The 11,304-nt window shown below is 70.1% G+C and carries 12 protein-coding genes; 6 read left to right on the top strand and 6 right to left on the bottom strand.

Annotation, left to right across the window (positions count from 1 at the left end; all coding sequences use genetic code 11):
* The first annotated feature begins 16 nt into the window (after positions 1–16).
* The 3 genes from AB0I82_RS00260 to sbnA are packed head-to-tail and all read left to right on the top strand — an operon-like array spanning position 17 to position 3,130.
* Positions 17–1,021 (top strand): TauD/TfdA family dioxygenase, encoded by a 1,005-nt coding sequence (locus tag AB0I82_RS00260; protein WP_363254748.1) that lies wholly within the window; start codon positions 17–19, stop codon positions 1,019–1,021.
* Entirely contained in the window at positions 1,018–2,088 is a 1,071-nt protein-coding gene (gene sbnB, locus AB0I82_RS00255) for a 2,3-diaminopropionate biosynthesis protein SbnB (protein WP_363254747.1), read from the top strand. The genes AB0I82_RS00260 and sbnB overlap by 4 nt, the downstream gene beginning before the upstream one ends.
* 52 nt (positions 2,089–2,140) lie before the next feature.
* Positions 2,141–3,130 carry a 2,3-diaminopropionate biosynthesis protein SbnA gene (gene sbnA / locus AB0I82_RS00250; RefSeq protein ID WP_363254746.1) on the top strand — a complete coding sequence of 330 codons (990 nt, stop codon included), beginning with the start codon at positions 2,141–2,143 and terminating at the stop codon, positions 3,128–3,130.
* Between the two features lie 103 nt (positions 3,131–3,233).
* On the opposite strand, the gene AB0I82_RS00245 is transcribed toward sbnA, so the two are convergent.
* From AB0I82_RS00245 to AB0I82_RS00230, 4 genes are all read right to left on the bottom strand, one after another.
* Complete coding sequence (locus tag AB0I82_RS00245; protein ID WP_363254745.1) at positions 3,234–4,238, bottom strand: alpha/beta hydrolase; 1,005 nt, start codon at positions 4,236–4,238, stop codon at positions 3,234–3,236.
* Positions 4,239–4,371: 133 nt separating this feature from the next.
* Positions 4,372–4,716 (bottom strand): MmcQ/YjbR family DNA-binding protein, encoded by a 345-nt coding sequence (locus AB0I82_RS00240; RefSeq protein ID WP_363254744.1) that lies wholly within the window; start codon positions 4,714–4,716, stop codon positions 4,372–4,374.
* Positions 4,717–4,809: 93 nt separating this feature from the next.
* The gene (locus tag AB0I82_RS00235) at positions 4,810–5,472 is read right to left on the bottom strand and encodes a DUF1524 domain-containing protein (protein WP_363254743.1); all 663 of its coding nucleotides are present in this window, start codon (positions 5,470–5,472) and stop codon (positions 4,810–4,812) included.
* Positions 5,473–5,619: 147 nt separating this feature from the next.
* The gene (locus AB0I82_RS00230; protein WP_363254742.1) at positions 5,620–6,282 is read right to left on the bottom strand and encodes a sigma-70 family RNA polymerase sigma factor; all 663 of its coding nucleotides are present in this window, start codon (positions 6,280–6,282) and stop codon (positions 5,620–5,622) included.
* A 135-nt stretch (positions 6,283–6,417) separates the two neighbouring features.
* On the opposite strand from AB0I82_RS00230, the gene AB0I82_RS00225 reads away from it, so the two are divergent.
* Positions 6,418–7,371, top strand: coding sequence for a MerR family transcriptional regulator (locus tag AB0I82_RS00225; protein WP_363256021.1), 954 nt, complete (start codon positions 6,418–6,420; stop codon positions 7,369–7,371).
* Between the two features lie 106 nt (positions 7,372–7,477).
* On the opposite strand, the gene AB0I82_RS00220 is transcribed toward AB0I82_RS00225, so the two are convergent.
* Entirely contained in the window at positions 7,478–8,197 is a 720-nt protein-coding gene (locus AB0I82_RS00220; RefSeq protein ID WP_363254741.1) for a L,D-transpeptidase family protein, read from the bottom strand.
* Positions 8,198–8,581: 384 nt separating this feature from the next.
* Here AB0I82_RS00220 and AB0I82_RS00215 point away from each other — a divergent pair, with 384 nt between their 5' ends.
* Positions 8,582–9,619, top strand: a complete 1,038-nt coding sequence (locus AB0I82_RS00215; RefSeq protein ID WP_363254740.1) for a SigB/SigF/SigG family RNA polymerase sigma factor — start codon at positions 8,582–8,584, stop codon at positions 9,617–9,619.
* Positions 9,620–9,828: 209 nt separating this feature from the next.
* Entirely contained in the window at positions 9,829–10,416 is a 588-nt protein-coding gene (locus AB0I82_RS00210) for a dihydrofolate reductase family protein (protein WP_363254739.1), read from the top strand.
* Between the two features lie 32 nt (positions 10,417–10,448).
* Here the strand turns inward: AB0I82_RS00210 and AB0I82_RS00205 are convergent, their stop codons facing one another.
* A complete protein-coding gene (locus tag AB0I82_RS00205; RefSeq protein WP_363254738.1) occupies positions 10,449–11,270 on the bottom strand; it encodes a LysR family transcriptional regulator substrate-binding protein in 822 nt (273 codons plus the stop codon).
* Positions 11,271–11,304 lie beyond the last annotated feature (34 nt).

The following is an 11,304-nucleotide window of genomic DNA, read 5'->3' as shown; positions in this document are numbered from 1 at the left end:
GAAAGGAAGATCGGAAATGTCGTCATTCCCGGCGTCCCTGCTCGACGTGGAACGCCAGCCAGGCAGGCCCCCGATGCTGCGGGTCGAGACCACCGGTGACGCGCCGCGCTGGGTCGCCGAGCACCGGGACGCGCTGCGCGCCGCCGTTGCCGAACACGGTGCCCTGCTCGTCCGCGGGCTGGGCTTACGGGATCCGGCCGGTACCGGGGCCGTCTTCCGGGAGCTGGCCACCGGCCTGATGAGCGAGCAGGAGGCGTTCGCGCCCCGGCGCAGCTATCCCGAGAAGGGGGTGTACTCCTCCACCAAATGGCCGACGAACCAGCCGATGTGCATGCATCACGAGCTGAGTTACACCCTCACCTTCCCGGGCCTGATGATGTTCGCCTGCCTGACCGCACCGGCCGAGGGCGGCGCGACCGCCGTCGCCGACGCGCCCAGCGTGCTCGACGCGCTGCCCGCCGATCTGGTGGACCGCTTCGAACGGGAGGGCTGGCTGCTCACCCGCAGTTACAACGACGAGATCGGCGCGTCCTGGGAGGAGGCGTTCGGCACCGAGGACCGCGGCGCCGTCGAGCAGTACTGCAACGCGAACGCCATCGACTTCGCCTGGCAGGACGACGGCGGCCTGCGCACCCGCCAGCTCCGCAGCGCCGTGGTACGCCACCCGGTCACCGGCCGGCGCTGCTGGTTCAACCAGATCGCCTTCCTGAACGAATACACCATGGCGCCCGAGGTGCGTGAGTACCTGGTGGACGTCTACGGCGCCGACGGGCTGCCGTTCAACACGCGCTTCGGCGGCGGCGATCCCATCGGAGAGGACATCGTGCTACTGCTCAACGAGGTCTACGAGAAGCACACGGCCCGCGAGCCCTGGCAGGCCGGCGATCTGCTCCTGGTGGACAACATCCGTACCGCGCACAGCAGGGAGCCCTTCGAAGGACCGCGCGAGGTGCTGGTGGCGATGGCCGACGGGGTGCCGCTGGAAGACTGCGAGCCGACGATCGAGGTGACGGGCCGGTGACGACCATCCACCCCACCGCCGCCGACACCACCGGCCAGGGACCGAAGCGCGTACCGCCGTTCGCGGTGGTCTCCGGCTCCCAGGTCCAGCGCGCCCTGCAGGGCCGCGAGCGGCAGCTCGTCGACCTGGTCGAGGCCACCTACCGGCTGCACGGCGCCGGCGACACGGTCAACCCGCCCTCGTACTTCCTGCGGTTCCCCGACCGGCCGTCCTCCCGGATCATCGCGCTGCCCGCGTCGGTGGGCGGCGAGGAACCGGTCGACGGCCTGAAATGGATATCCAGCTTTCCCGAGAACGTCGCGGCCGGCATTCCCCGGGCGTCGGCGGTCCTGATCCTCAACGACCACGACACCGGCTACCCGTTCGCCTGCCTGGAGAGCTCGATCATCTCCGCCACCCGCACGGCCGCCTCGGCGGCGTCGGCGGCCGACTGGCTCAGCCGCGGCCGGCCGCGGCCCGTGCGCGTCGGCTTCTTCGGTACGGGCCTCATCGCCCGCTACATCCACACGTTCCTGGCCGCCACCGGCTGGGCGTTCGAGGAGATCGGCGTGCACGACGTGTCCGCCGACAGCGCAGCGGGCTTCCGCACGTACCTCGAACAGTCCGGCACCGACGGCCGGATCACCGTCCACGACAGCGCCGAGCAGCTGATCCGCCACAGCGACCTGGTGATCTTCGCCACCGTCGCGGGCCGGCCGCACGTCAGCGACGTGTCGTGGTTCGCACACCATCCACTGGTGCTGCACGTCTCGCTGCGCGACCTCGCGCCGCAGATCGTGCTCGCCTCGTCCAACATCGTCGACGACGTCGAACACTGCCTGAAGGCCGACACCTCACCCCACCTGGCCGAACAGCTCTCCGGCAGCAGGGACTTCCTGCACGGGACGCTGGCCGAGGTGATGGCGGGGAAGGTGCGGCCGCCGGAGGACCGTCCGCTGGTCTTCTCGCCGTTCGGACTGGGGGTCCTGGACCTGGCGGTAGGCAAGTACGTCTACGACGAGGTGGTTCGCTCGGGGGAGCTGCACGTCATCGACGGCTTCTTCCACGAGCTGCGCCGGTACGGATGAGCGGCCGGGACCTACGGCCGCACATGGGGGGTCATCAAATGAGGGGGTCATCGTGCCAGTCATATCCGTTCCCCTGGATTTCAATGAGGAAGAGCTCTACGTCGACCTGCGATCCACCTTCGGGCAGCCACTGTTCCTGAAGTGCGAGGGCTTCAACTTCGCCGGGTCGATCAAGCTGAAGGCGGCGGCGGAGATGGTCGAGGCCGCGGAGCGCGAGGGTGCGCTGATGCCGGGATCGATCCTGGTGGAGTCCTCGTCCGGGAACCTGGGCGTGGCACTCAGCATGATCGCGGCAAGCAAGGGCTACGGGTTCGTCTGCGTGACCGACCCGCGCTGCAATCTGTCGTCCCGGCGGATGATGGAGGCCCTGGGCAGCCAGGTGCACATCATCGCCGAGCCGGACACCCACGGCGGCTGGCTGGGCGCGCGCATCGACTACGTGCGCGCCCTGTGCGCCTCCGACGACCGGTACGTCTGGCTGAACCAGTACACCAACCCGGGCAACTGGAAGGCGCACTACCGCACCACCGCGCCGGCCATCGCCCGCCAATTCCCGGACCTGGACGTGCTGTTCGTCGGCGCCGGCACCACCGGCACGCTGATGGGCTGCGCGCGCTACTTCTGGGAGTACCACCGCAGGGTCCGGGTGATCGCTGTCGACAGCGTCGGCTCGGTCACCTTCGGCGGCCCGCCCGGCCGCCGGATGATCCCGGGCCTGGGCACCAGCGTCCGCCCGGCGCTGCTGGACGAGTCCTACGTGGACGAGGTGATCCAGGTGGAGGAGGCCGACACCGTCCGCGCCTGCCACCGCCTGGCCCGCAGCGGATTCCTGTTCGGCGGTTCCACGGGCACGGTGGTCAGCGGCGCGACCGACTGGCTGGCGCGCCACGAGGACCGCGACGTGACAGCGGTGGCCATCGCCCCTGACCTCGGCGAGCGCTACCTCGACACCATCTACCAGACCAACTGGCTGCAGGACCTGTACGGAGAGGAGATCCTCAGCGCCGACGACGAGCTGACGGCCGGCACCCGATCGGCCTGACGCGTACGCCTGACGCCTGCGCCTGAGGCGCTGGCGCCGCGCCCACCGGTTCCGACGGGCCGGTGGGCGCGGCGTTTGATCCTGGCTGCGTCCCGCTTTCCTCTCAGTCGCGTACGGGCAGCTGCGCGAGGAAGTCCAGCAGCGCCGCGTTCACCTCGTCCGGGCGCTCCTGCTGCGTCCAGTGGCCGCAGCCGGGCAGCGTGACATTGGCGTGCAGCCGCGGCAGCACCTGGTCCAGGACCGGCAGCAGCCGGTCCATGCCGGGGAACGCCCGGACCAGGTCCCGGTCCCCGGCGACGTACAGCGCGGGTATGTCGATGCCCCGGCCGTGGAAGGGCGCGAGCAGCTCCCAGTTCCGATCGATGTTCCGATACCAGTTGAGGCCGCCGGTGAACGCCCGGTCGCCGTGCTCGGCGTAATCGCGCGCGAACGCGTCGATGTCGGCGTCCGTGAGCCAGCCGGGCAGCTCCTTCGGCTCCGGCATGGTGTCCAGCACCGAAGCGCCCTCGGGGATCACCCACGGCACCGGCGGGTCGGTGAGCGGGCTGTCCCCGGAACCGCCGTACAGCAACCGGCGGAACGTCGACCGCACGTCCCGGGCCAGCTCGGCGTCCGCGACCCCGGGCTCCTGGAAGTACTGCTGGTAGAAGCCCTCGCCGAGCTCGGCGACCAGCGCCGGCAGCGGCGCGGCCGTACCGCGCGGCACCGGCGGCACACTCAGCCCGGCGACGCCGCGCACCACATCCGGCCGGAGCATGGCGGTCGTCCAGGCGACCGGCGCGCCCCAGTCGTGCCCGACCACGACCGCCTGATCCTCACCGAGGGCCCGTATCAGCCCGATCACGTCGCCGGTGAGATGCAGCATGCTGTACGCGGAGATGTCCGCCGGCTGCTCGCTGCGGGCGTAGCCGCGCTGATCGGGGGCCACGACCCGGTACCCGGCCGCGGCCAGCGGCCCGAACTGGTGCCGCCAGGAGTACCACGACTCCGGGAAGCCGTGCAGCAGCAGGACCAGCGGCCCCTGCCCCTGCTCGGCGATGTGCAGCCGGACGCCGTTGACCTCGACGAACCGGTGCTCGACGGAAGGGGCCTCGACGGAAGGTGACACCTGTCCTCCAGCGCTCGTGTGTACGTGACCTCGGGTCACGGTCACTCTTGACGAACGGTTCGGCAGACGGCCTTGTTCCGCGTTCCGCCTTCACGATCGGGTGAGTTGGTAGGGGAGTTGAGGCACCGTCATGTCAGTCGATCCCCGTGAACGTGTCCAGCAGGCGGCTCGGTGCGGCCTGCCGCCAGGAGTCCACGACGATGTCCCGGAGCTCGTCCAGGTCCTCCAGCGCGGCCAGCCGCACCCGCACCCAGGCGGAACTCGCCTCGTGCGGCGGCACCCAGAATTTCTCCGGCTCCGCCGCGATCAGCTCCCCCCGCTCCAGAATGGGGCACCGCACGGCGAACGAGGTCTCATCGTCGGGGAGCGTGAGGTACATCTTCCCGGCGACCCGGAAGGTGGGCATGCTCCAGGCTTCCTTCTCCACCGTCTCCGGCAGGGAGAGGGCGATCCGGCGTACGTCATCGGAATCGGGCATGGGATCACCGTAAGCCGCACCACTGACATCGGCCCGCCGGAACGCCCGCCCGGCCGGTACACGCAGCCGGAACAGCCCTGGTCAAGCGGCCCGTCAGCAGCCGTTGAGCACCGACGACAGCGCACTCTTCTCGGCGGAGTCGACGCTCATCCCGTAGTAGTACTTCACCTGGACCCAGGCCCGCGCGTAGGTGCACTTGTAGGTGGTACGGGAGGGCCACCAGGTGGCGGGGTCCTGGTCGCCCTTGGACTGGTTGACGTTGTCGGTGACGGCGAGCAGTTGTGGCCGCGTGAGGTCGTTCGCCAGGTTCTGCCGCTTGGTGGTGGTCCAGGCGTACGCACCGGAGTCCCACGCCTCGGCGAGCGGCACGAGGTGATCGATGTCGACATCGGAGGCGGCCGACCACGTGGCGCCGTCGTAGGGCGAGTACCAGCTGCCGCTGGTCGCGGCACAGGAAGAGTCGGTGACGACATTCGTGCCATCGCGCTTGAGCACCGTCTCGCGGGTGTTGCACGCCCCGTTGATGGTGATCCAGTGCGGGAACAGGTCCCGGCTGTACCCGTCCCGCGAATGCTCGGCACCGACGCTGAGCGAAGCCAGATACGAACGGGCGGTGGCGGCGCTTACAGGAGTGGGCAACGCGGCCTGTGCGGGGACGCTGCTGAAGAGACTCAGGGCGGCGGTGGCCGCGGCCACCACACTCGTGGCGACGCCACGACGGCGAACGGATACACGACGACGAACGGATATGTGCATGACACGCTCCACGTTCCGGGACGGACGACGGTGTTCCGAGCAGAACAACTGCGGGGGAGTGGCGTGTTCATGGTGCTCCGCTTCCGTCTATGCGGGTAGACGCCGGAGGTGAATTCTGCGTGACTGCACGGCGGTCCGCGGTCCTGGTCAATTCCTCGGTTCGGCGGCGCTGCTCCGATCCGGCTCCAGGCCGCGGCGGAGTTGGTGCAGGCCCCGACGGGCGTGGCTCTTGACCGTGCCGAGGGGCCAGCCGGTGCGTTCGGCGATCTGCGCCTGGGTGAGGTCCTCGTAGAAGGCCATGCGCAGCACCTGTTGTTGCGGCTCCGGCAGCCGGGCGAGCTCCTGGCTCACCAGTACGCGGTCGAGTGCCTCGTCCGGCCGGCCGATCGCCTCGTCGATATGCGCCGCGCCGCCGGCCAACAGGGCCGAGCCCGCCGCAACGACCAGCCGGTCCCGGCGCGTGCGTGCCGCCAAGGCATCCGCGATCTTGTGCCGGGTGATCCCGGTCAGCCACCCGGTGACCGGCCCGCGGCTCGCCCGGTACCGGTGCCGGTTCCGCCACACGGCGAGGAAGACCTGCTGGGTGACGTCCTCGGCCTCCTGCGAGTCGCCCAGCGCCCTCCGGGCCAGGGCGAGCACCAGCGGCTGCCAGCGGTGGTACGCGATGGCCAGGTACGCCTCACTGCCCGCGGCGAGCCGGCGCACGAGCTCCTCGTCCGTGAGCGGATCCCGCGTTGAAACGTCCGTGGGCTGCGGATCGAGTCGGGGCTGCGGTGCCGGTCGGGGCGCGGCGGTACGGTCTGCGGGCATGACGACGGCGCCTCCTGGCAGGGCCTGGCGGAACGGCGGCACCATCCTGAAAATGCTTCCTCCGTCCGGGCAACTCGCGTCGTTTGTGCGTCGTATGCTCGGCCCGTGGAACGCGATCCCGGTACCGGTACCTCGATGACGACGGGCGACCTCGCCAGGCGCCTCGGCGTCGCGCCCACCACCCTGCGCTCCTGGGACCGGCGTTACGGTCTCGGCCCCGCCGTCCGCCCCGAGGGGCAGCACCGGCGCTGGACGCCGCAGGACATCGCCCTACTGGAGGAGATGTGCCGCCTCACGTCCGCCGGCGTGCCCCCGGCCGAGGCGGCCCGTACCGCCAAAGGCTGGGCCACAGCGGCGAGTCGGCGAGTCGAGCACAAGGAGGAGCAGCCCGCGCCCCCTGCCTCCTCACGCACCGCTCTGCGCCCCGGAGACGCACGCCTCGAGTGCCGAGGTCTCATCCGCGCCACCACACGACTCGACGCCCCGGCGATGTCCCACCAGTTGACGTCCCTCGTCGACGCACACGGGTTGGTCACGGCCTGGGACCAGGTGCTGGTGCCGACCCTGCACGCTGTCGGCCGCAAGTGGGAAACCACGTCCAGCGACCGCTACGTAGAGGCGGAACACCTGCTGTCCTGGCACGTCTCCACCGCGCTCCGCCGGGTCACCGCGCCCCTGATACCGGACGGTAGTACGCCGCTGCTCCTGGCCTGCGTACCGGAGGAGCAGCACACGCTGCCCCTCGAAGCGCTCAACGCCGCACTCTTGGAACGCGGCCTGCCCACCCGTATGTTCGGCGCGGCAGTGCCCATCGATGCGCTCGCCGCGGCCGTACGACGCACCGGCCCCCCGGCGATCGTCCTCTGGTCCCAGGTACGCGCCACCGCCGGCGCACCCCTCGCCAAGCAGGTGGCCGCCACCCGCTGGGGCATGAGAGGCGCCCGCCGCCACCCCGCCGTACTGCTCTGCGGCCCCGGCTGGCCAGCAGGCCCCCCACCAGCAGGAATGCGCCGCCCCCTCACCCTGCACGACGCACTCTCGACCCTCACGCACGTATGCGAGGCCAGCAGTGTCACACCGACGAACTAGTCACGCCACCCGGTGGCGATGATCCGGTCGTACGGCATCGTGCGCCGTCCCCGCCCAGCAATACCAGGACGGGGACGGCGATGAACAACGAGGTGCGTCAGATGCGTCAGGTGCCGGCCTTGCGCCCGTAGACGTACACCTCGTCGCCGGTCTTCAGCAGTTTCCAGTAGCTCTTCGCGTCCGCGGGCCGCATGTTGACGCAACCGTGCGAGCCCGGTGCCGACCACACGCTGCCATCGATGGCATGGAACGCCTCGCCCCCGTCGAAGAACTGGCTGTACGGCATCGGCACGTCATACAGTGAGGAGACGTGATCCTTGTGGCGCCAGTAGACCTGGTGCAGTCCCGTACGCGTCTCGTGCTTGTTCCGCCCCGTACGTACCGGCACCGGCCCCTTGACGAGCTTGCGGCCGTCCTGGATCCAGCTGATCTGCCGTGTCAGGTCCACGCACGCGATACGGCCCTTGTTCACGGGGCACTTGCCCGCCCGATTGGGGTTCTTCCCCGCGGCTCGCTGCTGCTTCACGACCTTCATCACGTTCCAGGTGACCGGCCCCGCGTATCCGTACTGCGGATGGATACCGTGCGCACGCTGAAAATCGCGGATCGCGCGACAGTCGCCGACCGACTGCCTGCCATCGGCCTTCCGCCCGAGGAATCTCTCCGCCGCCTTCTGGTACGGACCCTGCAAGCCGCCGCACCAGGAGCCGGAGGCGGCGTACGCGGGCGCCGACTGCAGCCCGACCACTAAGAGCGGCGACAGCAATCCGGCCGCCGCCGCGTAAACAGCCCCGCGTCTCCCGCGAGATATTCGCGTACTCGTCATGGACCACCGCTTTCGTCTCGACGCCCGTCCAGGGCGTCCGCCAATGGGTGATTTGCGCCGCATGAGGCCATGAGCACCTCATGAGCCCCTCACTTCCTCAGATTAGTCGCCAATCACCCACCAAAACCCCCGATTCCCGAACAACGAAAGCCCTGCTGACGCCGTATCAGCTGTGGGACCTGGCGCGGTTGCGTGGCCGCTGGGAACCCCCGCGGGTGGATGTGTTTACCGCCCGCACGGTCGGGCAGGCAGAAAAGCACGTGCTTCGGACTTGTAGGCACGCCCCGTGGGAGAAGTGGCTTCCCGGCGGGCGCGTCTTGCTGGTCGCTGCTCCGCCCACGGACCCGGCAAGAAGAGTGTCGAGGACCAGGGAGAGCCAGGACCATGCTCAGCACGTCTCCTATGACCACGGCCAAGACCGCGAGCACCGAGAACGAGCCCCAGAGCGAGACTCAGGCCGAAAGCCGGAATGACATCCGGAGCGAGGACACGCGTCCCGCGCAGGAGCCGGCGGCGGCCGAGACCACCGTGGCGCGGCGCGCTGCCGCCCGTCGTCGCGGGGAAGCGGCGCGTACTCGCCCGCCGGGCAAGCCCGCCCGCCGGACCCGCCGGCAGCGCGAGAACACCCCCGCCCCCCGCCGCCGTGGACGGCACCCGCACCATGACGCCCCCGACACGGAAGCCGACTTCCGCCGCCTGGCCACCCTGCCCGACGGCCCGGAGCGCGAGGACCTCTCCCAGCGGCTGGTCTGCGCCTGGATGCCGATGGCCGAGCGCCTCGCGCTGCGCTTCCGCAACCGCGGCGAAGCCGTCGAGGACCTGCAGCAAATCGCGGCATTGGGCCTGGTGAAGGCCGTCAACGGTTACGACCCGGACCACGGCACCGCCTTCGAGAGCTACGCCATTCCCACCATCACCGGCGAGATCAAACGGCACTTCCGCGACAACCTGTGGGGAGTGCACGTCCCGCGCCGCGTACAGGAGCTGCGTAACCGTGTGCGCACCGCCCGGCAGGAGCTCACCCGCAGCGTGGACGACCACGGGCCCTCCGACCAGGAGATCGCCGAGCACACCGGGATGACCGAGGAAGAGGTCCGGCTGGGCAGCCAGGCACTGGAGAGCTTCACCACGCTGTCCCTGGACGCCGAACTGACCGGCGCGGACGACGGTTACTCCCTCCAGGACACGCTCGGCGAGACCGAGTCCGGGTTCGACCTGGTTATCGACCGCCAGACGGTCAAGCCCGAACTGGAGGCCCTGCCGGAGCGCGACCGGCAGATCCTCTACATGCGGTTCTTCCGCGACATGACCCAGAGCCGCATAGCCGAACAGTTCGGCATGTCCCAGATGCACGTCTCCCGCCTGATCAGCCGCGCCTGCCGCCGCCTCGCCACACGAGTCGGCGCCCACGCGCCTCAGTGAGAGAAGAGGAAAAGGGCAGCTGAGAGCAGGGGTACGGCCCGGCCGACCGGGCGTTGTCAGTGGTCGCCGCTAGCGTATTTCCCATGCGTGCACCGAGCCGGCGGATTCCGTCGGTTCGGAGCCGGCCCGGACGGCCGGCGGCGGGCGCACCGGGCGGCTTGCCGACCGGACGCCCGCCCTCCACTGCGGAGTTGCGAGGAGCCAGGGAAATGCGAATCGTACTGAGTCACTTCATGAGCCTCGACGGCGTCGTCCAGGCCCCCGGCGGGGAAAAGGAGGACACCGACGGCGGTTTCGCGCACGGCGGGTGGTCCATGCCGTACTTCGACCCGGAGGTCATGGGCAGTGCGATCGACGAGGCAATGTCGGCCACCGAGGCGCTGCTGTTCGGGCGGCGCACCTGGCAGGTCATGGCCGCCGCCTGGCCCGAACGGGCCGGGGACCCCTTCGCCGACCGCATGAACGAGATCACCAAGTACGTCGTCTCGGGGACCCTGGCGCCGTCGGACCTCTCGTGGCACAACTCGAATCTGGTGCAGCCCGGCGACCTGCTCGACACCGTCGCCGGTCTGCGCGCCAAGCAGGGCGGCGACGTGCAGGTCATGGGCAGCCCGAGCCTCGCCCACACCCTGATCGAGCACGACCTGGTCGACGAGTACCGGCTGATGATCGTGCCGGTACTCCTCGGCGGCGGCAAGCGGCTCTTCCCGGAAGACGGGCAGGCCCGCCCCCTGGAGCTGATCTCCTCCACAACCGCTGCGACCGGCACCCAAATCTGCGTCTTCCGCCCGGCATAAGGCTGCGGCGTGTCCTACGGGGCTGCGCGAGGTTACGACCGACGGCGCGGCTTACCGCGCTTGGCCCCCTTGGTGCCACTGCCTCCCTTGGCGCCGCCGGCCCGCTTCGTGCCGCTGGCGCCCTGGGGGCGGCCGGAGCCACTTCGGGGGCTCTTGCCTGTCGCCTTACCGGACGGCTTACCGGTCGACTTGCCGGCCGTCGGCTTCCGCCGCGCATCGGCAGGGGCCGCGGCCGGGGCGGTGGTACGCCCTCGCGTGCTGTTGACCGTGCGCCCGCGGACGATCCCGATGAAGTCCTCCACCTGGTCGGTGGTCCGCTCCTCCGGCCACGACAGCGCCACGTCCGACACGGGGGCGTCCGTGACCGGCCGGTATGTGAGGTCCCGGCGATGGTGGAGGCGGGCGAGCGACTGCGGGACGACGAGGACGCCGATCCCCGCCGCCACCAGCTCAATGGCGTCCGCCGTCGTGGCGGGGCGCTCGAACGCGGGCTGCCCCGGCAGGCTCTCCCAGTCGAGGGTGTCGTCGAGGGGATGCAGTACGACCTCGTCGGCGAGCTCCTCGACGGACACCTCGTCCGCCGCCGCGATCAGGTGATCCTTGGGGATCACGACCACCGTGGTCTCGGTGTAGAGGGGGATCGCGCTGAAGTACGTACGGTCGGCCGGCAGCCGTACGAAACCCGCGTCCGCGTCGCCGCTCCGCAGTACGTCGTACGCCTCGGCGGCGGGCACCTGGAGCAGATTCAGCGGGGTGTCCGGCAGCCGCTCGTTCCAGATCCGCACCCATTTGGCGGGTGTCACTCCTGGTACGTACGCGAGCCGGAACGAAGGGGATGCATCCGAGCCTGTCACCTGGCCAGGCTACCGGGCGTGGTCAAAGGCAGTG

This window comes from Streptomyces sp. NPDC050315 (genome assembly GCF_040655775.1).
Classification (GTDB): domain Bacteria; phylum Actinomycetota; class Actinomycetes; order Streptomycetales; family Streptomycetaceae; genus Streptomyces.
Note: the sequence above shows the minus strand (reverse complement) of the source record. Positions and strands in the feature narration are given on the sequence as shown.